Source organism: Roseomonas sp. SRI_022, from assembly GCF_057586215.1.
The window spans coordinates 1-21,917 of sequence record NZ_JBYCZL010000024.1 but is presented as its reverse complement, the minus strand read 5'-3'; the positions used below and the strand labels follow the sequence as shown (position 1 = coordinate 21,917).

The 21,917-nt window shown below is 70.6% G+C and carries 23 protein-coding genes, 1 tRNA gene and 1 pseudogene; 10 read left to right on the top strand and 15 right to left on the bottom strand.

The features are described 5' to 3' along the window. The first annotated feature begins 185 nt into the window (after positions 1-185). Both AC2YHJ_RS20930 and AC2YHJ_RS20925 read left to right on the top strand, forming a co-directional pair. Positions 186-2,843: an ATP-binding protein gene (locus AC2YHJ_RS20930; RefSeq protein ID WP_487398110.1), complete on the top strand. Its 2,658-nt coding sequence runs from the start codon at positions 186-188 to the stop codon at positions 2,841-2,843. After that, the gene (locus tag AC2YHJ_RS20925; RefSeq protein WP_487398109.1) at positions 2,840-3,541 is read left to right on the top strand and encodes a response regulator; all 702 of its coding nucleotides are present in this window, start codon (positions 2,840-2,842) and stop codon (positions 3,539-3,541) included. Before AC2YHJ_RS20930 ends, AC2YHJ_RS20925 begins: the two co-directional genes overlap by 4 nt. A gap of 68 nt (positions 3,542-3,609) precedes the next feature. Here AC2YHJ_RS20925 and AC2YHJ_RS20920 read toward each other — a convergent pair. After that, positions 3,610-3,683, bottom strand: a tRNA-Gly gene (locus AC2YHJ_RS20920). 252 nt (positions 3,684-3,935) lie between these two features. On the opposite strand from AC2YHJ_RS20920, the gene metZ reads away from it, so the two are divergent. Both metZ and AC2YHJ_RS20910 read left to right on the top strand, forming a co-directional pair. Beyond that, the gene (gene metZ / locus AC2YHJ_RS20915) at positions 3,936-5,156 is read left to right on the top strand and encodes an O-succinylhomoserine sulfhydrylase (RefSeq protein ID WP_487398108.1); all 1,221 of its coding nucleotides are present in this window, start codon (positions 3,936-3,938) and stop codon (positions 5,154-5,156) included. A 6-nt stretch (positions 5,157-5,162) separates the two neighbouring features. Further along, positions 5,163-5,774, top strand: a complete 612-nt coding sequence (locus tag AC2YHJ_RS20910) for a LysE family translocator (protein WP_487398107.1) — start codon at positions 5,163-5,165, stop codon at positions 5,772-5,774. Positions 5,775-5,861: 87 nt separating this feature from the next. Here the strand turns inward: AC2YHJ_RS20910 and AC2YHJ_RS20905 are convergent, their stop codons facing one another. Then, on the bottom strand, positions 5,862-6,605 hold the full coding sequence (locus AC2YHJ_RS20905) for a THxN family PEP-CTERM protein (protein WP_487398106.1): 744 nt from the start codon (positions 6,603-6,605) through the stop codon (positions 5,862-5,864). Positions 6,606-6,940: 335 nt separating this feature from the next. On the opposite strand from AC2YHJ_RS20905, the gene apaG reads away from it, so the two are divergent. The 4 genes from apaG to AC2YHJ_RS20885 all read left to right on the top strand — a co-directional run bounded on the left by apaG (position 6,941) and on the right by AC2YHJ_RS20885 (position 9,608). Beyond that, positions 6,941-7,354 carry a Co2+/Mg2+ efflux protein ApaG gene (apaG, locus tag AC2YHJ_RS20900; protein ID WP_487398105.1) on the top strand — a complete coding sequence of 138 codons (414 nt, stop codon included), beginning with the start codon at positions 6,941-6,943 and terminating at the stop codon, positions 7,352-7,354. A 119-nt stretch (positions 7,355-7,473) separates the two neighbouring features. Next, positions 7,474-8,115: a GTP cyclohydrolase I FolE gene (folE, locus tag AC2YHJ_RS20895; RefSeq protein ID WP_487398104.1), complete on the top strand. Its 642-nt coding sequence runs from the start codon at positions 7,474-7,476 to the stop codon at positions 8,113-8,115. Between the two features lie 70 nt (positions 8,116-8,185). Continuing rightward, on the top strand, positions 8,186-8,554 hold the full coding sequence (locus tag AC2YHJ_RS20890) for a helix-turn-helix domain-containing protein (RefSeq protein ID WP_487398103.1): 369 nt from the start codon (positions 8,186-8,188) through the stop codon (positions 8,552-8,554). Positions 8,555-8,570: 16 nt separating this feature from the next. Next, on the top strand, positions 8,571-9,608 hold the full coding sequence (locus AC2YHJ_RS20885; RefSeq protein ID WP_487398102.1) for a hypothetical protein: 1,038 nt from the start codon (positions 8,571-8,573) through the stop codon (positions 9,606-9,608). Positions 9,609-9,678: 70 nt separating this feature from the next. Here the strand turns inward: AC2YHJ_RS20885 and AC2YHJ_RS20880 are convergent, their stop codons facing one another. The 7 genes from AC2YHJ_RS20880 to AC2YHJ_RS20850 form a co-directional block, all read right to left on the bottom strand. Then, entirely contained in the window at positions 9,679-10,809 is a 1,131-nt protein-coding gene (locus AC2YHJ_RS20880; protein WP_487398101.1) for a hypothetical protein, read from the bottom strand. Continuing rightward, positions 10,806-11,744 (bottom strand): Bug family tripartite tricarboxylate transporter substrate binding protein, encoded by a 939-nt coding sequence (locus AC2YHJ_RS20875; RefSeq protein WP_487398100.1) that lies wholly within the window; start codon positions 11,742-11,744, stop codon positions 10,806-10,808. The genes AC2YHJ_RS20880 and AC2YHJ_RS20875 overlap by 4 nt, the downstream gene beginning before the upstream one ends. Before the next feature lie 316 nt (positions 11,745-12,060). After that, positions 12,061-12,450 (bottom strand): RidA family protein, encoded by a 390-nt coding sequence (locus AC2YHJ_RS20870; RefSeq protein ID WP_487398099.1) that lies wholly within the window; start codon positions 12,448-12,450, stop codon positions 12,061-12,063. A gap of 14 nt (positions 12,451-12,464) precedes the next feature. Further along, on the bottom strand, positions 12,465-13,112 hold the full coding sequence (locus AC2YHJ_RS20865; RefSeq protein ID WP_487398098.1) for a hypothetical protein: 648 nt from the start codon (positions 13,110-13,112) through the stop codon (positions 12,465-12,467). Further along, entirely contained in the window at positions 13,112-14,086 is a 975-nt protein-coding gene (hslO, locus tag AC2YHJ_RS20860) for an Hsp33 family molecular chaperone HslO (RefSeq protein WP_487398097.1), read from the bottom strand. The genes AC2YHJ_RS20865 and hslO overlap by 1 nt, the downstream gene beginning before the upstream one ends. A 439-nt stretch (positions 14,087-14,525) precedes the next feature. Then, complete coding sequence (locus AC2YHJ_RS20855) at positions 14,526-15,536, bottom strand: DUF2891 domain-containing protein (RefSeq protein ID WP_487398096.1); 1,011 nt, start codon at positions 15,534-15,536, stop codon at positions 14,526-14,528. A 7-nt stretch (positions 15,537-15,543) separates the two neighbouring features. Next, a complete protein-coding gene (locus AC2YHJ_RS20850; protein ID WP_487398095.1) occupies positions 15,544-16,476 on the bottom strand; it encodes a hypothetical protein in 933 nt (310 codons plus the stop codon). A 70-nt stretch (positions 16,477-16,546) separates the two neighbouring features. Here AC2YHJ_RS20850 and AC2YHJ_RS20845 point away from each other — a divergent pair, with 70 nt between their 5' ends. Further along, entirely contained in the window at positions 16,547-17,488 is a 942-nt protein-coding gene (locus tag AC2YHJ_RS20845) for a LysR family transcriptional regulator (RefSeq protein ID WP_487398094.1), read from the top strand. A gap of 244 nt (positions 17,489-17,732) precedes the next feature. Here the strand turns inward: AC2YHJ_RS20845 and argF are convergent, their stop codons facing one another. From argF to AC2YHJ_RS20815, 6 genes are all read right to left on the bottom strand, one after another. Further along, positions 17,733-18,674, bottom strand: coding sequence for an ornithine carbamoyltransferase (gene argF / locus AC2YHJ_RS20840; protein ID WP_487398176.1), 942 nt, complete (start codon positions 18,672-18,674; stop codon positions 17,733-17,735). A 5-nt stretch (positions 18,675-18,679) separates the two neighbouring features. Then, a complete protein-coding gene (locus tag AC2YHJ_RS20835) occupies positions 18,680-19,882 on the bottom strand; it encodes an acetylornithine transaminase (protein WP_487398093.1) in 1,203 nt (400 codons plus the stop codon). A 204-nt stretch (positions 19,883-20,086) separates the two neighbouring features. Beyond that, positions 20,087-20,356 (bottom strand): hypothetical protein, encoded by a 270-nt coding sequence (locus AC2YHJ_RS20830; RefSeq protein ID WP_487398092.1) that lies wholly within the window; start codon positions 20,354-20,356, stop codon positions 20,087-20,089. Positions 20,357-20,422: 66 nt separating this feature from the next. Next, positions 20,423-20,890 carry a GlcG/HbpS family heme-binding protein gene (locus AC2YHJ_RS20825; RefSeq protein WP_487398091.1) on the bottom strand — a complete coding sequence of 156 codons (468 nt, stop codon included), beginning with the start codon at positions 20,888-20,890 and terminating at the stop codon, positions 20,423-20,425. Between the two features lie 67 nt (positions 20,891-20,957). After that, complete coding sequence (locus AC2YHJ_RS20820; protein WP_487398090.1) at positions 20,958-21,266, bottom strand: hypothetical protein; 309 nt, start codon at positions 21,264-21,266, stop codon at positions 20,958-20,960. A 65-nt stretch (positions 21,267-21,331) separates the two neighbouring features. Then, a complete protein-coding gene (locus tag AC2YHJ_RS20815) occupies positions 21,332-21,601 on the bottom strand; it encodes an excalibur calcium-binding domain-containing protein (RefSeq protein ID WP_487398089.1) in 270 nt (89 codons plus the stop codon). On the opposite strand from AC2YHJ_RS20815, the pseudogene AC2YHJ_RS20810 reads away from it, so the two are divergent. Next, positions 21,600-21,917: pseudogene (locus tag AC2YHJ_RS20810) on the top strand (hypothetical protein); the annotation flags it as partial. The gene AC2YHJ_RS20815 and the pseudogene AC2YHJ_RS20810 sit on opposite strands and share 2 nt — an antisense overlap.

Sequence of the window (21,917 nt, the reverse complement as noted above, 5' to 3'; positions counted from 1 at the left end):
ACCTCCCTGCCCATCCTGATCGTCAATCTCGGCCCGCTCTGGCATGGCGTGATCGTCGCTGCCGGCATCGTCGTCTGGATCGCCGCCGTAAGAAGCGTCGTGCGCGACCTCCGGCGCCTTTCTCCCGAACCGCGTCGCCAGGGCCGGAGGGGCACGAACCTGCCACGCCTGCTATGGTCGCCCGCATGGTCGATGAACCGATACGTCCCGACCCCGACACCCTGCTCGCACTCGCCCGGCGGGAGGGGCGCGGACGGCTGAAGGTGTTCCTCGGCGCCGCGCCGGGCGTCGGCAAGACGTGGGAGATGCTGGCCGAGGCGCGTCGTCGCCAGGCCGGCGGCACCGACATCCTGATCGGCATCGTCGAGACGCATGGCCGCGCGGAGACCCAGGCCGCGATCGGCGGCCTGCCGGTGCTGCCGCGCGCGCGTCTGGACTACCGCGGGCAGGTGCTCGAGGAATTCGACCTCGACGTCGCCCTGGCGCGCCGCCCCGCCATCCTGCTGCTTGACGAACTGGCCCACAGCAACGCCCCGGGCAGCCGCCATCCAAAGCGCTGGCAGGATGTCGAGGAGTTGCGCGAGGCGGGCATCGAGGTCTGGACGACGATGAACGTCCAGCACCTTGAGAGCCTGTCGGAAGCCGTCGCGCGCATCACCGGCGTGCGCGTCGCCGAGACGGTGCCCGACCGCGTGCTGGCCGAGGCGGATGCCGTCGAGCTGATCGACATTCCGCCCGCCGACCTCATCGAGCGTATGCGGCAGGGCCGGATCTACCGCGCCGACCAGGCGGACCGCGCGCTGCGCGGCTTCTTCCGCGAAGGCAACCTCGCTGCGCTGCGCGAGATGGCGCTGCGTCGCACCGCGGAGCGCGTCGATGCCGATGTCACCGGCTACATGCGCGCCAATGCGATCGATGGGCCCTGGCCGGCTGGGGATCGCGTCATGGCCCTGGTCGGCACCGACCAGGCCGCGGAACGCGTGGTGCGCGAGGGGCGGCGCATCGCCGATGCGCTGAAGGCGCCGCTGCTGGTGCTGCATGTGGAACATGCCGGCGGCGCGGAGGGGCCCGATCCCGGGCCGGCGCTGCAACTCGCCGAACGCCTCGGCGCGACGACCGAGACCGTGCTCGCCGACGACCTGCCATCGGCTATCCTGCAGGAGGCGCGGGCACGCAACGTCACGCATATCGTCATCGGGCGCGGGCGGCCGCCGGCCTGGCGGCGCTGGCTCGGGCGCACCCTGTCGGCGGCGCTGATGCGCGACGCCGCTGCCTTCACGCTGCATCTCGTGCCGCTGGCGGCCGGTGTGCCGCGCCGCGAAGGCACGGAACGCCGCGCATTGCTGCCCTGGCTGCGCTGGGCATTGGCTCCGGCGCTGGTCATCGCCGCGACACTCGTGGCGCTCGCCGTCGACGGGGTCGTGTCGGAAGGCGCGCTCGGCATGATCTACCTCGTGCCGATCGTCGCAGCCGCCGTGGCACTCGGCCCAACGCACGGCGCCGCGGCAGCGCTGCTGTCCTTCCTGGCCTGGAACTTCCTGTTCCTGCCGCCGCGCTACACGCTGGCCATCGCGGGCCCGCAAGATGTGGTGGGCGTGGTCGTCTTCGGGCTGGTCGCCCTGCTGCTGGCCGGCACGACGGGCGGGCTCGGCCGATCGATCCGTTCGGCGCGGGCGCGGATGCTCGGCCTGCGGCGCCTGGTGGAGTTCAGCCGGCGCCTCGGCGCCCCGGGGGATCGCGCCGATCTCGTGCAGGCGATCGCCGAGGAGGCGTCGCGCATCTCCGGTGTCCCCGCGGGCGTGCTGTTGCCGCTGCCCCCGGCGCCGGGAGAATCGGCACCCGAGCCCGTGCTGCGCGCGGCGGTGCCGATCGATGCCGAACCTGACGAGGCCTCGATGGCGGCGGCCCGCTGGGCCATGGCCAATCGCCGCGCGGCGGGGCATGCGACGGACACGCTGCCCGCCGCATCCTGGCAGTTCCGCCCGATGCAGACCGCACGCGGCCTCACCGGCCTCGTCGGGCTGCGGCTGCGCACGGGTGTCGCGCTCGACCCGGATACCGGCAAGGCGCTGGATGCGCTGCTTGACCAGGCGGCGATCGCACTCGAGCGCGCCGCACTGATGGAGGAGACCGCCCGCAGCGCCGCGCGCGCCGAGACCGAGGCGCTGCGCACGGCGCTGCTCAACTCGCTCGGCCATGACCTGAAGACACCGCTGACCTCGATCCGCGGCGCGATCGGCACCCTGCGCCAGCCAGGCGGCGCGCTGACCGAGGCCACGCGCCAGGACCTGCTGGCCACAGCCGAGGAGGAGACCGAGCGGCTGACCCGCTGGATCGGCAATATCCTCGACATGGTGCGCATCGAGAGCGGCCAGGTGATGCCCCGGCGCGAGGAGGTGGACTTGGCGGAAGCGGTCGCGACCGCGGCGACGAGGATGGGGCGCGCCCAGCAACGCGCCGTGCGGGTCGAGGTGCCGACGCACCTTGCCGTGCCGCGGCTGGATCCCGTGCTGCTCGACCAGGTGATGCAGAATCTGATGGACAATGCTCTGAAGTTCTCGGGCCCGGCCGGCGAGGTCGCGGTGCTGCTCCGGCAGGAGGGATCGGATGCGGTGATCGCGGTGCAGGATGACGGGCCGGGCATCCCGCGCGAGGATTTGCACCGCATCTTCGATCCTTTCTTCCGCGCCTCGCGGGCCGACCGGGTCACGGCGGGCAGCGGGCTCGGCCTCGCCATCTGCCGCGGCCTGGTGCAGGCCATGGGCGGGCGCATTTCGGTGGAAAGCCCCGTCCTGCCGCAGGGGCGTGGCACGCGCATGATCCTGCGGTTCCCCACGACATGAACGATCTCAAGGCGGCGCGCGTGCTGGTCGTGGATGACGAGCCGCAGATTCACCGCTTCCTCGGCCCGGCACTTGAAGCGGCGGGCTTCGTGCCGTTGCGCGCGGAAACCGCGGCGGACGGACTGCGGCTTGCCGCGGAGCGATCCCCGGCGATCGTGCTGCTCGACCTCGGCCTGCCGGACATGGATGGGCAGGCTGTGATCCCGAAGCTGCGCGCCTTCAGCAAGGTGCCGGTGATCGTGCTCTCGGCCCGTGACCGGGAGGCGGAGAAGGTCGCCGCATTGGATGCGGGGGCGGACGACTATGTGGAGAAGCCCTTCGCGCTGGGCGAATTGCTGGCGCGGCTGCGCGCGGTGACACGCCGCGCCGATGCCGCGGCGGGCGAGAGCACCGCCGCGGTGCTGCGTTTTGGCCCGCTGGAGGTCGATCTGCTGCGCCGTACGGCCAGGGTTGATGGCGGGGCGGCCCTGAAGCTGACGCCGCGGGAGTGGGACCTGCTGGCCGCCCTGTCCCGCGCCGGCGAGGGCCGCGTGGTCACGCAGCGGCAACTGCTGACGGCGGTCTGGGGGCCGGCCCATGTCGAGGACGCGCAGTATCTGCGCGTCTATATCGGGCAACTGCGCCAGAAGCTCGGGCCTGCGGCCGGGCTGATCACCACCGAGCCGGGCATCGGGTACCGGCTTGGCCTGCCCGCTTAAGGAGCGAGGACCGCCACTTGAAATCGAGGCGCCGGCTCAGCTTACCGGGATTCCGAGGGGGGGTGTGCTGGAGCGGGCGAAGGGAATCGAACCCTCGTCACTTGGTTGGGAACCAAGAGCTCTACCATTGAGCTACGCCCGCAACGCCCCCCGTATAGGCGGGGTCCGCCCCGGCGGGCAAGCCACCGGCTTGACCGCCGCCCCCGCCCGGGCGTAACGACAGGGTCGGCGGAAACGCCCCTCGCGATTTGTCCGGCCAGCTTGCGGCGAGGTCCCCGACCGGGACGCATCCCAACCGGATGCGGAAAACAAACGCGCTAAACGGCCGTGCGGGCGCCTTGCGTCCGCCGCCCCGCAAAGGGCCGGACGCCTCCTTTCCGTGAAGGTGCCTCCGATGGCCAAGTCCCGTTCCGAACGTCCGCTCCGCCCCGCCACGCTGCTGGTGCGCGGCGGGCAGATGCGCTCGGATTTCGACGAGACCTCCGAGACGATGTACCTCACCTCTGGCTTCGTCTACGACAGCGCGGCCCAGGCCGAGGCGACCTTCAACGGCACCGCCCAGCACTACCAGTATTCCCGCTTCGGCAACCCGACGGTCGGCATGCTGGAGGGCCGCATCGCCGACCTCGAAGGGGCGGAGGCTTGTCGTGCCACTGCCACGGGCATGGCCGCGGTGCATGCGGCGATGCTGTCGCACCTGAAGACCGGGGATCGCGTTGTCGCCTCCCGCGCGCTGTTCGGGTCCTGCCACTGGATCGTCTCGACCCTGCTGCCGCGCTACGGCATCGCGACGGAATTCGTCGATGGCGCGGACCTCAACCAGTGGGAAGCCGCGCTGTCGAAGCCGACGGCGCTGGTGCTGCTCGAAACACCGTCCAACCCGATGCTCGAGATCGTGGACATGAAGGCGGTCTGCGATCTGGCCCACATAGCCGGCGCGATCGTCGTGGTGGACAATGTCTTCGCCACGCCGTTGCTGCAGAAGCCGATGCAGTTCGGCGCCGATGTCGTCGTCTATTCCGCGACCAAGCATTTCGACGGGCAGGGCCGCGTGCTCGGCGGCGCGGTGCTGGGGTCGAAGAAGTGGGTCGAGGAGACGCTGCAGCCCTTCATTCGCAACACCGGCCCGTCGATCAGCCCGTTCAACGCCTGGACCATCCTGAAGGGGCTGGAGACGCTGCATCTGCGCGTGCCCGCCATGTGCCGCTCGGCCGTCGCGGTCGCCGACATGCTGGCCGAACGGGCGGAAGTGTCGCGTGTGCTGTATCCGTTCCGCGACGACCACCCGCAGCAGAAGCTCGCCATGGCGCAGATGAGCGCGGGCGGCACGCTCGTCACCTTCGACCTCAAGGGCGGCAAGGATGCCTGCTTCCGCTTCATGGATGCGATGCGGCTGATCGACATCTCGAACAACCTCGGCGATTCCAAGTCGCTCGCGACGCATCCCGCGACGACCACGCATATGCGCGTGGGTGCGGAGGAACGCGCGCGGCTCGGCATCACCGACGGCACGGTGCGCCTGTCGGTCGGGCTCGAGGATGTCGCCGACATCATCGACGACCTGTCCGAGGCGCTCGACGCAGCCGCCGGCCCGGCGGCGCGCGCGGCGGAGTAGGGCGCCATGGAGACCGAGACCTGGCTCGCCTTCGTCGCCGCCACCGTGGTCATGCTGGCGATCCCGGGGCCGACCATCCTGCTGGTGATCGGGCAGTCGCTCGGCGCCGGCAAGCGGGCGGCGCTGCCGCTGGTGGCGGGCGTCGCACTCGGCGACCTCACGGCGATCACCTTGTCGCTGGCCGGGCTCGGGGCGCTGCTCGCGGCCTCGGCCACGCTGTTCACTGTGCTGAAATTCGCCGGCGCGGGGTATCTGGTGTGGCTCGGCGTGAAGCTGTGGCGCGCCCCGGTCGAAGCCGGGGCATCCGCCCCGGTCAGCGCCCGGCGGGCGATGCGCGACGCCTATGTCGTCACCGCGCTGAACCCCAAGGGCATCGCTTTCTTCGTCGCCTTCGTGCCGCTGTTCGTCGATGCCGGCAGTCCCTTCCTGCCGCAGGCCGCGGTGCTGGTCGCGACCTTCGTCGGGCTGGCGGCGGTGAATGCGGCGATCTACGCGCTGCTGGCGGCCAGGCTGTCGGGGGCGGTGCGCCGCCCGGGCGTGCGCCGCGCCTTCAACCGCTGCGGCGGGACGGTGCTGGTCGGCGCGGGGCTTGCCACCGCGGCCATGCAGCGGGGCTGAGGCGCAGATCGGTTCCGCCGGCCGCCACCGCGGCTGTGCGGCCTGCGGGATATCCGCCCGGGTGGATCCCACCCGGGCGGATGCCGTTCAGGCGCGCCGCCGCAGCGTCAGCCCCAGCCCTGCCAGGCCGACGCCGAACAGCGCGAGCGACATGGGTTCCGGCACCACGGTGCTGGTCCGTTCCACGCGACCCACCAGCCCGGCCGAATTGGCCTTGTCCTCGGCAGTCCAGAATTCCGACACCGCATTGCCGTTGACCAGGAAGCCCTCGATATTCAGCGTGTACAGGTCCCCGCCGACGTTGAAGCTCTGGGACAGCGCGTTGTAGTTGACCTTCACGCGGTCGGCGCAGCCATTGACGTTCACGCCGACACCGTTCGCCCCGCCATTCGCGCAGGGACCGGCGCCGTTGTCCGTCTCCCAATGGTCGAAGTCGAACAGGAAGCTGAAGCTGCCGAGCGCATTGCCGTCGACGGCGATGTTCGCCTGCACCTGCAACTGGATCGAGGTGATGGAACTGCCCGCATTGATCGAAAAATTGAGATGCGTGAACGTCCCGAGGGCGAAGGGGTCGGTCGGGTTGGGCGGCAGCGTGACCGAAACGCCCGGCGGTGTCGGCGCGGCGTTGAAGTTGTAGCCGCTCTGCTGAGCCCCGCCGGTACCCCAGCGCGCGATTGGGTTGGCCGAGTTGTTGCTGCCATAGGTGACGTTCGCGGCCGGGTTGCCGTTCAGCCAGGTGCCCGTGATGCTGTCGATCGTGATGACCGTCGCTGAGGCGCCGAATGGCACCAATGCCGCGGCGGCGGCCGCACCCAGAAGCCAATGTCGCATAGAGTTCTCTCCTCGTTGCAGGGCGGCGCAGCAGGAAGGAGCCGGCATTGCGGGATGAGGATCCGCCTGGTGCGTCCGAGGTGGGTTGGTGCACGCCGTATGCCATTGAATAGGCTTTGGTTAACTATCTGAGGAATATCCTCAATATTTCGTGCGGCATGGATTGAGGTTGGTCTCGTAAAGAAATCCGACGTGTCATTCATGAATGTCTTCGTGAGATGCGGCGGGTTCGACGCACCATCTTCGCGTGAATTCGGCGGCGGATCGCGGGGCGGTCGGGTGTGGACACGACGAGGCCCCCGGCATCATATGGTTGGCGCGGAGAGCCAGAGGCCATGGCCAGGAAGGACGAGTTCAGCGCCACGACACGCGACATCCGCGTTTCCGTGCGGGCCTTCTACCTTGCCGACCAGTCGGAACCCGACCGCGGCCAGTTCGTCTGGGCCTATCGCGTGGAGATCGCCAATACGGGTCGGGAAACGGTGAAGCTGCTGCGTCGGACCTGGCACATCACCGACGCGCTCGGCCGCACCCAGACGGTGCATGGCGCAGGCGTGATCGGGGAACAGCCGGTCCTCGAACCCGGTGGGCGTTTCGAATACACCTCCGGCACGCCGCTCGCGACGGCGTCGGGCTTCATGCAGGGCGCCTACCACATGATCGTTACCGCCAGCGGAGAGGCCTTCGACGTCACCATCCCTGCCTTCAGCCTGGACAGCCCGCACCAGCCCTCGGGCCGGGTGCATTAACGAAGGCCATTGAGGAATCCCACGGGTTGCGGACCCGTGACATGGCCCCATCTGCGACGAGAGAGCGGCCACGCGGCGCCGTCGGCCCCGCGCAGCGCCCCTGGAAGGAAAGCCCGCCCGTGAATTTCCACCTGCCCGCAGCCACAACGGCCGAGGATGCCGCGACTACCCTTCCGCGCCCGACCCAGGCGGAAGCGGAGGAGGCGATCCGCACGCTGTTGCGCTGGGCCGGCGACGATCCCAGCCGCGAAGGCCTGCTCGACACGCCCAAGCGCGTCGCCAGCGCCTATCGCGAATGGTTCTGCGGCTATGAGGAGGATCCCGTCGAGCTGCTCGCCCGCTCCTTCGAGGAGGTGGAGGGCTATGACGAGATGGTCGTGCTGCGCGACATCCGGCTTGAGAGCATGTGCGAGCACCACATGTGCCCCATCATCGGCAAGGCGCATGTCGCCTATCTGCCGAATGGGCGCGTCGTCGGCATCAGCAAGCTCGCGAGGGTCGTGGAAGCCTACGGCAAGCGGCTGCAGATCCAGGAGAAGATGACGGCGCAGATCGCCAATACGCTGCTGGACGTGCTGCAGCCCAAGGGTGTCGCCGTGGTGATCGAGGCGGTGCACCAATGCATGACGACGCGCGGGGTGCACAAGACCGGCGTGTCCATGGTGACGTCCCGCATGCTCGGCGCCTTCCGCGACGACCCGTCCACGCGGCGGGAATTCATGTCGATGATCCAGGGCAGCCGGAATACCGGGGAGGGGTAGGGGCTGGCCGGACCACGCGTCTGCCTGGCCGACCTTGACCATCAAAATGTAAAGTGTTTAGTTTACGATTATGATTGCAGGAGGCGCCACCGATACTTTGGGTCAGCGGCTGCGCGCCGCCCGGCTGGTGCGTGCTGCGGAGGAACCACGGATCTTTTCGGTTCGTGCGGTGGCGGGCCGGCTGGGCGTGTCGGCGACCTACCTGTCCCTGGTCGAGCGCGGCGCGCAGCGGCCGACCGAGGCGTTCCTTCGGGCGCTGGCCGCCGATCTCGGGATCGAGGTGGAAGCGCTGCTGCCATTGGCCGGCCGGGTGGCGGAGGACGTCATCGCCGCGTTGCTCGCCCGCCCCGCCCTGGCCGAGGCCGTGCGCGCCCTGCGCGACCTGCCGGAGCCCGAGCTTCACCGCACCATTCGCCGCATCCGCGACGGCGACTGGTAACCCGAAGGAGACTGCCATGGCGCTTGGCCTCGACCGCGACACGCTGATCTTCGAGTTCCCCGAGATCCACCGCCATGCGGTGCTGCATGTGCAGTTTCAGCGCACGCTGCGCGTGCCGGATGATGGCAGGCGTCATCGTCTGCCGCCGGGCCTCGGGCGCTTTCCGGTGCGTGCGGTGGATGACCTTGACCCCGCGCGGCTGCCGGCTGGGTGGAAGGCGCATGGCGGGGTGGCGATGCCGATGTGGCAGGCCGAAGCGTCCTGGCTGAACTTCTCCTCGCCCAACGGCTATCCCTTCCTGCTGAAGGTCGCCGCGGGGAAGATCAACGCGGTGAACGGCAAGTCCTGGGACAATGTGCCGGATTTCGCCGACCAGGATTATGTCGAGGTGCCTGGCCAGCCCTGGCTCGACGGCTTCTGCGTCAGCAAGGGTGTGGTGCGGCAATTCGTCGCGATGCCCCTGGGCGAAGGATACACCGCGGAGCAACAGATCACGGGCAAGGCCGAGCACGGCGGGGTGCAACTGCTCGCGCATCCGCTGAAGGCGGCGGTGTGGGACGCGCGGCTGGAAGAACGGCGGCGCATGGAGGAACGGATGCATCGGGCGCTGCTGGCAGCCCCGATGGTGTGCGCCAACAGTGATATGCCGCGAGCGGCGTCGCTCTCCGCCAACATGGGCCTCGCCCCTGGTGGGTCGATCGTGCAGGAGATCGCCAAGGCGCAGGAAAAGCCGGCCGATTGGGAGGTCGCCGCGCGGTCGCGCTGCTTCGTGCATCTTGCCGACAGCCTGGCCTGGCGCGCCATCACCGGGGAGGCACCACCGACCGTCCCGCCCACCGCAGCCGACTACAAGCGTGCCGGCCTGCCCTGGTTCGAATGGTATGGCGACCGCCCGGCGAAGGAGGGTTCCTCCATCCTCGCCGGCCTCGCCTCGGTCTTCGCGATGGGCCAGAACAGGGGCGAGACGCCCCTGCCCGAGAACGAGGGCTTCGACCCGCCCGAACCAATCCGCCTCGGCCCCAAGGCCCCCGCCACCCTCGACGGCCGCTGGTAGGGCGCGGAAATCCGGCGGTCCAGGTGGCACTGCCACCTGGCGGGGGTCTCGGGGACAGCGCCCCCGAACCTTACATCCTCGCCTGCTCCACCCCCATAGCCGCCACCGCGCGCGCGATCGCCCCGGCGCGCGCGCAATCCACGCTGACGGGCCAGCGATCCTCCGGCGCGTGGAACCAGGGGTTCCTGCCGATCAGCGACAGGTAGCGTCCGCCGCGCGCCTCGATCTCATGCGCTTCGCCGTTCGCCTTGCCGCCGGTCACGATCTCCAGCGGTGGGCGTGGATGCCCGGCGGCCTCGAGCAGGGCAGCCATCCGTTCGGCGAGGCCCGGCACGTTGGAACGCACCGTCAGCCCTTCGTCCTCGGCGGCGCCGAGATTGGCGCCGAGATGGATCACCAGTGGCGCATCCGTCGCGAGGTGCGGTTCCGCCGCGAAGGCCTGGTGCGCGCCGATATGGCCGAGTTCATGCCCGCAGGTGGCGAGTGCCACCACGCCGCGCGACCGCTGCGCGCCGGCCAGCGCCTTCAGCGCCGCCAGCCAGGCGAGGATGCCGCCACCGCGTTCGGCCGTGCTGGTCCACCAGGATGTGCGCGGCGTCAGCAGCAGCAGGGGCGGCCCGCCGCCGGGTAGTTCGGCGCGGATGGAATTCGACACGGCACGTGCGCGCGCGCCGGCCACGATCATCCGCGCTTCCGCGCCTGCTTCGGCCAATGCCAGCAATCGCGGCGCGTCGCGGCCGGCCAGTTGCAGCACCGGCGGTCCGAAAGGCGCTTCGAGGTCATGCGCGTTCAGCGGGGCGAGGCCATCCGGCTTGGTGCGCAGCGCGATGACGATGCCCGCATGGCGGCTGCCTGCGCGTGCCTGGGCGAAGGCGTTGCCGGGCAGGGACGCGGCGGCTGGGTCCATCTCGGCAACGCCGATCGGCGCATCGGAACCGAGCGGGCCGAGCCGGCCGGTGATCCCCTCCGGTCCGGTGAGGCCACCGTCGAACAGGGGTAGGCCCTCGAAGGCGAAACCCGTACCGTCGAGTGTCGCTGTGCCGGGCGTCAGTCGGGTGAAGGGGGCGGGGAGCAAACGGGCATCGGCGCCCGCGGCCTCGGCCTTGTCGCGCAGCCAGGCAGCCGCGGCGGCATCGCCCTCGCCGCCGGTGCGGCGTTCCCCGAAGGCGTCGTAGTCGGCGAAGAAGGCTGACGGGTTCATTCGACGGTCGCGCCCGAGATCCGCACCAGGTCGCGCAGCCGCTGCACCTCGGCCGACCAGGCGGCGGCATAGGCGGCGGGGCTGTCCGAGAGGATGATCTCGCCGCCCTCGGCTTCGAGCGATGCGCGCAACGCGGCATCCCCCTGCACGGCGTCCCGGAAGGCGGCGTGCAACTTGCGTGTCACCGCCTCGGGCAGGCCGGCCGGGCCGACGACGGAGGAGGTGCTGGTCACGGGCGGGATGCCCGGGGCGACCTCGGCGAGGGTCGGCACGTCAGGCAGGGCCGTCATGCGCCGCGACCCCGCGGTGCAGAGGATGCGCACCGCCCCCTGCTGCTGCCTCGGCAGGGCGATGTTGCTGATGGCGAAGGCGAAATCGACCTCGCCCTGCTCGACGGCGAGCGTGGCCTGGTTGGCGCCGCGATAGGGAACATGGGTGCCCTCGGCGCCGATGGTCTTCAGCAGCGCCGCGCCCGCCATATGCGCCGGCGTGCCGACGCCGCCCGAGCCATACCGCAATCCCGGCGCTCGCTTCGCCGCGGCCACCAGCCCGGCCATGTCGCGCAGCGGGGATGCGGTGCGCACGGCGAGCACGGCCGGGTTCTCGGCGATCTCGGTGACTGGGGTGAAGTCGCGGAAGATGTCGTAGCCGGGATTGGACTGCATCACGGCATGGGTCACAGCGGTGCCACCGCCCCACAGCAGCGTGTAGCCATCCGGCGCGGCGCGGGCGACGGCCTGGGCGGCGATCAGCCCGCCGGCCCCGGCGCGGTTGTCGATGACGAAGGACCCGCCAAGCGGCCCGCCGGCCTTGGCGGTGATCAGCCGTGCCAGCGTGTCGGAGGACGCGCCCGGCGCGAAGGGCACGATCATGCGCACGGGGCGGGAGGGCCAGGCCTCCTGGGCGCGGGCAGGCGTCGCCACGAGGGCCGCCATTCCAACCAGTCCCGTGCGTCGCCGCATCCCGCTGCCCTCCCGATCCTTTGGCGGGACGCTAGGCCGGAATGGCCAGGCGGGGAACGGGCGCATTCGAAAACGTTGACGAAATTCCGGAGTCGCAACACGGCCTGCCGGCCGGGTTCTTCGGCCCGATACCCTGTATCGGGCCGCGAGCGCACAGCGCGACCGCGCCCAGCCCGCCAGCCGCTGCCAGCGCACCAGTGCAGGGCGCGCAAGCCAAGCGCGCGGATGCGTGCGCCGGCGCCTGAGGTCAAACAAAGACTCAAAGGGTCGCCAACGGCGACCGTTTGATTCAGGCGATGGCCTCGCCCTCGACCTCCACCAGGAAGGCCCCGCTGGCGAGCCCCGCGACGATCAGCAGCGTGCTGGTCGGCGCATGGCTGCCGAGGAAGGCGTCGCGCCGCCGCCGCCAAGCCGGGATCTGCGCGGGATCGGTCAGGAATACCGTCATCTTCACGAGGTTCCCGACACCCATCCCATGCGCGGCGAGCACCGCGCCGAGATTGTCGAGCGCCTGCATCATCTGGTCCTCGGCCTCCGCCACCGGCGTGCCGTCCGGCCGCAGCCCGACCTGGCCGGAGATGACGAGGCGCCGGCCCTCGCCCTCGATCAGCGCGGCCTGGGAGTAGCGGGACGCCGGCTTCGGCGCGCCATCGGGGTTCGAGAAGGTGACGCGGGCCATGGCCATTCCTCCGGTCAGATATCCGTCGAAGCAGGTTGCGATGGCGCCTCCGCCGGCGCCGGCGCGGAGACGCCGGGCTGTTCGGCTGGGGCCGGCCCGCGCAGCACGGAACGCAGGTTGCGCCGCAACTGGTATTCGAACTCGACATTCAGGTCGTTGCCGGCGAGGCGGACGATCTCCTCCGCGGCGCGGGCGCGTTCGGCCTGGTTGCCGGCGGGGCGCGTGGCGGTGCGGCGCACCTCGGCCTCGGCGAAGCCGGCGGGTGAGCCGTCCTCACCCACCACCTCCAGCCGGCAGCGCATCACGCAGGTCAGGCGCTCGGTCGCGGTGGTGAAGACGCCGCCCGACGCCGCGCTTTCGCGCGTGAGCGTCGCGATCTGGGTGCGGAAGCGGGCCACGCCGCCGCCGCCGGCCGCCGAGAGCCGGTCCTGCGCCATGGTCTGCACCACCACGGAAGGCACCAGCGGGGCAGGGGGCATGGTGCGCGTCGCGGAAGGATCGGTCGCCGGGATGACGTCGATCCGCCCGACGGCGAGGCGCAGCGGCGTCAGGTAGGAATAGGAGGGCGGGCCGGCGGGCGCGACGGCCACCGGTTCCTCCCGCCCGCCGCAGGCGGCGGTGGCGAGCAGCCCGGCCAGCGCGGCGCGGCGGTCGATCGCCATCAGCCCTCCTCCGTGCCGCGGATCTCGGCGCGGTCGAAACGGAAGCCGAGGTTGCAGAACTCGCAGGTCATGGTGATCACGCCGTCTTCGGCCATGTGGTCCAGATCCTCCGTCCCGAAGCCAGCCAACACGCCGGACAGGCGCGCGCGCGAACAACGGCAGCCATAGGAAAGGGCGCGGGCACGGTCGAGGGCAAGCCCCTCCAGGCTGAACAGGCGGTGCAGCAGCCGTTCGCCCGACAGCCCATCGTCGAGCAGTTCGGCATCGGTCAGCGTGGCGGCGAGTGCGACGGCGGTGCGCCAGGCGTCGTCCTGTGCTTCGGCGTCCATGCCCTGGACGAGGCCGCCAGCGCCGGCAACGCGTTCGATGATCAGCGCACCTGCGCGCCAACCGGCCGGCGTCAGGTCGCAGGCGAGGTGAACATGCGTCGCCAGCTGTTCCGAGGTGCGGAAATAGGTGTCCGTCATGTCGGTGAGGCTGTCGCCCTCGATGGCCACGAGGCCCTGGTAGCGGTCCATCTCCGCGCCCTGGTCGCAGGTGAAGGCGAGGTAGCCCTGGCCGAGCATGCCGGAGGCGGTCGGCGTCGCTCCATCGGCGATGAGTGCCTCCAGCCGCTCGGCATCGGCGCGGGCATAGCCGCGCAGCGCCCCGCCATCAGTGCAGTCGGCGAGCAGCATCGGCACCGGGCCATCCCCCTTGGCCTGCAGGGAGAAGGAGCCGCGGAACTTGAGCGCGGCGGCGAGCCCCGCGGTCAGCGCCAGCGCCTGGCCCGCCAGCGAGGTGACGGCCGGGTGGTTGTCATGGCGCGTCAGCAGCGCATCGGTGAGCGGGCCGAGGCGCACGAGGCGCCCGCGCACCGGCTTGTCGCGCAGGTGGAAGGGCTGCACGCCGCGCGGCACCACGATGTCGGGCACCGGGGGGCGGTCATGGTTGAGGAAGTCGGGGGTGGGGGAGGGTTCGGTAGGGCTGGACACCGGGCCTAGATAGGGCGGGAGGGGGGGGCGGGAAAAGGCGGGGAGGATTGAGGAATCCAGCTTTTTGGGCATTTCGGAGGCGAAGCGGCCGAAATGCGGTCCCCAGGGCGGGGGCCTTGGGGCGGCACGGCGGGCGTTCAGGATCATGGTCCTGGGGCGTGCCGCCGCGAAGACATCAAGGATTCAAGGCGGTTGGCGGTATCCGGTGCCGTATCGCCTCGTCGCGGAACGTGTCGAAATGAGCTGGTCCGAAGGCGTGCAGGCACCGCTGGTGCCGATCGACCAAACCAACGTGACCGCGTGGCCCGCACGATAATGAGATCGGCCGGGAGGGGGCCGACGGCGTCCGGGCTTCCGCCGCTGGGAACGGCGCTTCAACCAAGACAGCGCCGAACCCTCGCCGCGCTTCAGCGAGCGTCCATTCCTGCGAATTCCGCGATCAACCCTCCGCCTCCATTGCGAGGAGGGCAAAACTCGCGAGCCAGTGCTCGCCCATGTAGTCGTCGAAGAGATGCGGCAGGCTCGCCGCGAGATGCGCCGCCGCAGCGTCTTCCATTGCCGCGCGGCGTGCATCTGCCATCGGCAGTGTCCGGGCGAGGGCACGGAAGCACCAGGCACGGCTGAGGTTCAACCCATCGAGATGGGCGATCTTTCCGTCGCTGCGGTCGGTCGCCACGGCCGGCGTGAACAGCGTCGCCGGCTGCCGCGCTGCGAGCCGCGGCAGGAAGCGGTTGAACCAGTGTGCGAAGGCAGCGGGCGGCAGCAGCCGGCGCAGGCATTCGGCCTCGATCAGCGCGGAGGAAAGGAAGTCGTCCCCGCCCGGCTCGCCCCAGGCGAGGCAGTCGGCATCGTCGCCATACCAGCGCAACGCCGTCGCGCGCAGCAGGTCGAGCAGGGCCGCATCGCCGCACCCCTCCGCATAGTCAGCTGCCATGCGCAGGCCGAAGGCGGTGTTGAAATGCGTGCCGACGCGCACGGGATAGGGGGCGATCGGCAGGAAGTCGCGGTAGCGCTGCGCGAAGATCTCCGCGAGCGGTGCCATCGCCTCGGCCCATCGCGTCTGAGGCAGCGCGGCGAGTTCATGCGCGAGCTTCAGCAGCCAGCCCCAGCCATAGGGACGCTTGAAGCCCAGCAGGGTCGGCGCGGCCAGGTAGCGGCATTCGCCCGCGATCTTCTCCGGCACCAGTTGCCGGTCGAACAGTGCACGGATGGCGCCGGCTTGCGCGCCGCCGGGAAAACGCCGCAGCACGCGTGCAAGAAGCCAGTAGCCATGCACGCAGGAATGCCAGTCGTAGCTGCCGTAGAAGACAGGATGCAGGACCCTCGGTGTCTGCGCATCGCCGGGGCCTGACAGCACATGGTCGGGCTTGTTGGGATACTCGCGCTCGACATGCCCGAGGGTGACCTCGGCAAAGCGCGCGGCGGTGTCGGCGGTAGGTGTATCCAACATCGGTATCTCAGTTCTGTGGTGAAAGGGCGGCGCCTCGCCGACGCGCCAGGAGGGATTGGAGCAGACGCGGCAGGGTATAGATCGGCAACTGCGTGGCGGCGAAATAGAGCGCCGCGGCGGGCGAGATGGCGCCGCCGAGCACGGACCACACCAGCCCGACATTGCGGTTGCCGAATAGCAGCGCTGCCGTCGCCCGCTGCGCGAGGGTGCCCGGCAGGAGCAGCATGCCAAGGCCCTGCAGACCCAGGTTCACCGCGAAGGCGAGGCCGACCTGCCCGAGCGCCGTGAGCGGTTCCGCCAGCAGCCGCGCCTGCAGCCCCGCCATGGCCGACAGCGCGAACAGCAGCAGCGCGGCGAGCAGCAGCGCGTCCAGCACCGCCCCCTGCCGTTCGAGCGTCGCCGCCGCGTGACGCCGGAGCGGCAAGGCGATGCAGGCGGCGCCGCCGATCAGGACCACCAGGCGCAAGGCGAGATCCAGCGGATCGAGCGCCAGCCCGCCGACGATCATCGCTGCCAGCGGTATCGTCAGCGGGGCAAGCGCCATGGCGGCCAGGGTCGTCACCAGGGCCATTGCCTCGTCCAGGCGCAGCATCCGCGCCACCGCCGCGTTGCCGATGGAAGGCGGCGCGGCCACGGCGAGCACCAGGGCCAGCGCCATCTCGGGGGAAAGGCCGAGGAAACGCGCCAGGACGCCCATGAGCAGCGGGCACGGCAGCATGATGAGCAGGGGCAGGGCCAGCACTGCGGCGGGGCGCGCCAGGGCACGGCGGAACTGCGCCGCATCCACGCGCAGCAGGCTGCACAGGATGAGCAGGAAGATGGCGAGCGGCATGGCCGGCGCCGCTCGTTCGGCGAGCCAGGGCCAGGCGAGGCCCACCAGGGCGCCGAAGGCCAGGAGGCTTGGCCCGTGGCCGGTCAGGGCGGCGAGGAAATGTCTCATGCAGGGGCTGCCTTTGCGATCGGCACGCCTATAGGCAGGCGACCACCCATCACCTAAATCGATAATTGCCATGCCAGACATCGTCCCGAAGAATATTGCTGCCGTGGACCTCAACCTCCTCCTGGCCTTCGAGGCCATGCTCGAGGAAGGCAACGTCACGCGCGCCGGGCGCAGGATCGGCCTCGCCCAACCGTCGATGAGCAGCGCACTGGCCCGGCTGCGGGCGCTCTTCGACGATGAACTGTTCCGGCGCGACGGCAGGGGCATGCGGCCGACCCCCAAGGCGCTGGTCCTGGCCGAGCCGATCCGCGAGGCTCTGCGCCAGGTGCGGCTGGCCCTCGCGCAGGGCTTCGGCTTCGAGCCGGCGAAGGCCCACCACCGCTTCCGGCTCGCCGTGACGGATTATGGCGACCTGATCGTCATACCTCCGCTCATCCGCACGTTGCGGCAGCGGGCGCCGGGCGTGGATATCGAGGTGCGGCCCATCGTCGATCCCGCGCAGGCCGTCGCGCAGCTCGAACGCGGCGACATCGACGCCATGATCGGCGGCCATCTGCCCCTGCCGAAGGACGGCGCCAGGCACCGGTTGTTCGAGGAGCGCTTCGTCTGCCTGCGTGACGTCGCACAGGTGGCGGCGCATGCGGCAATGGATCTCGCCGGCTATGCGGCGTTGCCGCACGCGCTCTTCTCGGCCTCCGGCGGCGATGGCGCGCCGGCGGTACTCGATGCGCTGTTGCTACGGCATGGCCTGCGCCGGCGGATCGCGGTGGTATTGCCGCATATCACCGCATTGCCCTTCGCCATCGCAGGCACGGACCTGGTCGCCGCTGCCGCCGAGCGCGTGGCGCGGCGGCTGGCCGCGCCTGCCGGCATCGCGACGCTGCCCTTGCCGGCTGAAGTGCCGCCCTTCGACATCGACCTGCTCTACACCCGGCGAGGATCGGCCAGCGAGGCGGTGCGCTGGCTACTGGCCCTGATCGCTGAGGTCGGCGAGCACATCGATTGTGGTTGAGGCCTGTCGGCCTGAGGTGCCCAGCGAGAGCGGGCGGGGCGATCAGACAGTGTTCAGGCGGCTTGGCTTTCGATGACGGGCGTGAATCGGTGGGAGCCGGGCCAGCATTCTTGAGACGCTCCGTTCCCGCCGCCCCGCGCTCCGAGCCAGAAGCCAACCTCACCACCCGGCACCAGGTGACGGTTTCCAAAGGCCTCGGGCCTTTGGCGGGGTGGTCTGGAGGGGCGGGGCCCCTCCAGCGCGATCACCCCGCACCCAATGCCCACAGCAACACGCCCTTCTGCGCGTGCAGCCGGTTCTCCGCCTCGTCGAACACCACCGATTGCGGGCCGTCCATCACCTCGTCGGTGATTTCCTCGCCGCGATGCGCCGGCAGGCAATGCATCGCGATCGCATCCGATGCGGCATGCTTCAGCAGCCCGGCGTTGAGCTGATACGGCGCCAGCAGATTGTGCCGCGCCGGGGCCTTGCCGTCGCGCTCGTCGGACATCGACACCCAGGCATCCGTCACCACGCAGCGCGCCCCGGTCACTGCCGTCACCGGGTCGTTGGTGAGCTCGATCTTCGCACCCTGAGCGCGCGCCCATTCGACCAGTCCGGCGGGCGGGGCCAGTTCCGGTGGGGTCGCGATACGCAGGATGAAGCCGAAGCGCGCGGCGGCCTGGATGAAGGATTGCGCGACGTTGTTGCCATCCCCGGTCCAGGCGACGACCTGGCCGGCGATCGGGCCGCGATGCTCCTCGAAGGTCATCACGTCCGCCATGATCTGGCAGGGGTGCGAAACATCCGTCAGGCCGTTGATCACCGGCACCGTCGCGTGTTCCGCCAACTCGCGGATCTTCCGCACGTCATCGGTGCGCAGCATGATCGCATCGACATAGCGCGACAGCACGCGCGCCGTGTCCTTCGGCGTCTCGCCGCGGCCCATCTGCATGTCGCGCGACGTCAGCACGACGACGTCGCCGCCGAGCTGGCGCACGCCGACCTCGAAGGACACGCGGGTGCGGGTGGACGGCTTCTCGAACAGCAGGGCGACGGTTTTGCCGGCAAGCGGCTTGTCCTTCACTTCGCCACGCTTGGTCCGCGACCCGAGTTCCAGCATGTGCCTCAGGGAGGCGCTGTCGAAATCCATGATTTCGAGGAAGTGGCGGGGGGCCGCAGGCCCCCCGTCGATCGGCTTGAGCATTGCGCTCACTTCGCCGCCACCTTGGAGGCGGACGGCGTCATGCGGCGGCAAGCGCGGTCGAGCAGGTCGACCGCCTCATCCGCCTCGGCCTCGGTGATGATCAGCGGCGGGGCGAGACGCAGCACGTTCATCCCCGCAGCCACCGTCAGCAGGCCCTCGGCGACCGCGGCGGACTGCATCTCGCCGTTGCTGACCTCGGGCTTCAGCTTCAGCCCGCAGAGCAGGCCGCGGCCGCGCACGGCCTCGACCACGCTCGGGTGCTTCGCGACGAGGCCTTCGAGGCCGCGCCACAGATGCGCCGAGACACGCTGCACGCCATCGAGGAAGCCCGGCGCCAGCACGACGTCGAGCACCGCGTTACCGGCCGCGCAGGCGAGCGGATTGCCGCCATAGGTCGAGCCATGCGTCCCCGGCTTGAGGAACTGCGCGACCTTTTCCTTGGCAAGCACGGCGCCGAGCGGGAAGCCGCCGGCGATGCCTTTCGCCGCCGACATGACGTCCGGCTCGATCCCGGCCCATTCATGGGCCCAGAGCTTGCCGGTGCGCCCCATGCCGGACTGCACCTCGTCCAGCGCCATGATCAGCCCGTACTCGTCGCAGACCGCGCGGATTTCCTGGAGGAACCGGTCAGAGGTGGGGCGCACGCCGCCCTCGCCCTGCACCGGCTCGATCATGATCCCCGCCGTCTTGCCGCTGATGGCCGATCGCAGCGCGTTCATGTTGTCGAAGGGCACGTGCTGGAAGCCCTCGACCGGCGGGCCGAAGCCGGCGAGGTATTTCTCATTGCCCGTCGCGGCGAGCGTCGCGAGCGTGCGCCCGTGGAAGGCGCCCTCGAAGCAGATGATCTCGTAGCGCTCGGGGTGGCCGGTCTCCGCGTGGTATTTGCGGACGGCCTTGATCATCCCCTCATTCGCCTCGGCTCCGGAATTGCCGAAGAAGACGCTGTCGGCGAAGGACGCCGCGACATGGCGCGCGGCGAGCTTCTCGGCCTCGGGGATGCGATACAGGTTCGACACATGCATCACCCGGCCCGCCTGGTCGGCGATCGCCTTGATCAGGTGCGGGTTGGCATGGCCGATGGAGGAGGTCGCGATGCCCGCGCCGAAATCCAGGAATCGTCGCCCATCCACCGTCCACAGGCGCGCGCCCTCGCCCCGCTCGAAAGCAAGGTCGGCACGGTTGTAGGTCGGCATCAGGGCGGGGATCACTGAAATCCACTCTCCGCTTCTTCCTTCCCGCGGACAGCCGCGACCATCGCGGCGCTGGCGCGAAGGAAAGGCGGGAGACTAACCGCAACTCGGCGGGGGGCGAAAGGTCAGGACGAAGAATTTGCTTCGGGGGCGCCACGCCGAGGGGGCGTCGCCCCCTCGGGCTCCCCCACCAGGGGGCAACGGCCCCCTGGACCACGAGGTTCACAGGCCGGGTGCGCTCGGGTTGCGGCGCAGCGGCGCACTGGCGGGGTCGACGGCACGCTCGACCATCGTGCCCCGCGGGTTGCCTGGCGTGCCGTCGCGCTGGGCGGGGTAGGCGCCGGACATGTTGGTGCCGAGCACGCGGTCGGTCGTGCGGCCGGCCGCCGAACCCGGCGGGTCGCCCTGTTGGCGGTCGGTCACATCGCAGGCAGCGAGGCCGCCGATCAGCAGGATGGCGGCAGCGGCGCGGGGCAGGATCGAGCGGGGCATAGGGTCATTCCTTGTGACACTGATGCCCGTTCAACGGGACTATCCCCGGAAAGGTTGCGCGCCGCCTCAGGCCGGGTCGCCGTGGTCGGCCTGCAGGCCGGCGGCCTCGATGCCCGCGATGCAGCATTCCTCATCCTTGGGCGACGCATCGCCGCTGATCCCGACCGCGCCGAGCAGCACGTTGTTGGCGTCGCGCACCAGCACGCCGCCTGGCACCGGCACGGCGCGGCCGCCGGTCAGGTCGGACAGGGCGTTGGTGAAACCGGGCACCGCCTGGGCGCGGCGGGCCAGTTCGCGCGTGCCGAAGCCCATCGCCAGAGCGCCGAAGGCCTTGCCGGTGGCAATCTCGGGGCGAAGGATCGAAGCGCCGTCCTCTCGCTTCGCCGACTTCAACTGCCCGCCGGCATCGAGCACCACCACGCAAAGCGGCAGCAGGCCGAGCGTACGTCCCTTGGCCAGTGCGGCGGTGGCGATGGTCTCCGCCTGGGCGAGGGTCAGGCCGTTGATGGCAGCGGGATGGGCGGGCTGGGGCATGGGGACGGTCTCCGTGATCGAACCATCTCCGATAGGCGGCCCGGGCGCGGCCGTCCAGGCGAAGCGGCTACCGCGACGGTGCGGTGACCGGCGGCGTCTGCGGAGCGCGCGCCCCGGCGGTTGCGTGGCCCTCCATGCCCTGCGGTGTCGTCCCGGTCGCGTTCGGCTGGTCGAGCCCCGCCGCCGACCCATCCGTGCCGCGATTGACGGCGTGGGGGGAGATGGTGCGTGGCGGGTGATTGCCCGGGCCGGCATCGCGGCCGACGGAATCCTCCTGCCCCGGCTGTGGGCCACCCTGCTGCGGCGGCGTGACGGTCTGCGCCACGACGAGCGTGCCAGTCAGCAACAGAATGGGCAGCAGATGGAACGGGTGCATCACATCCTCCGGCATGTCTGCCGGGTTCAACGGCCGCGATGGGCGGGGGGTTGCGCGTGGGCGGGTCAGCGCCGGCGCGGGCTGCGGGACTGGCCGCAGAGCGTTTCGCAGGGCACGCCATCACGGTCCCGGTCGAGCCGCGCGAGGCCGCATTGCTGAAAATGGAACATCGCCTCGGCGCAACTGTTCATCTGGGTGCAGTAGGTCTTCTCGCCGCAGCGCCAAGTCTGGCCCGGTCCGGAACGCGGCGGCATCTGCCCCGAGCCCTGCTGCGCGGCGGCAGGTCCGGCGATCAGTACGAACAGCGCTGCGGCGGCGCGCGAGGCTCGGCCCATGCGCGGCATCCTCCTCCACCGCGCCAGGCTGCACCGTGCGGGGTCGCTGCCGCAACGACGTATGTCGCGGCCGCTTGGGCGCACCGGCGGCGCATGCGACAAGGCGGCCATGACCGCAGACCGGGACGGACAGGACACGCGCGGGCGCCGGCAGCCGCGCCCGGCCGGCAAAGCGCCAACCGAGCCCCGGCTGCGGGAGGCCGCGCTCGCCCACCTCGCCCGCTTTGCGGCAACCGAGGCCGCCCTCCGCCGGGTACTGGAACGCCGTGTGGACCGCTGGGCCCGCGCCGCGGAGGCCGAGGGCCAGCCGCGCGAG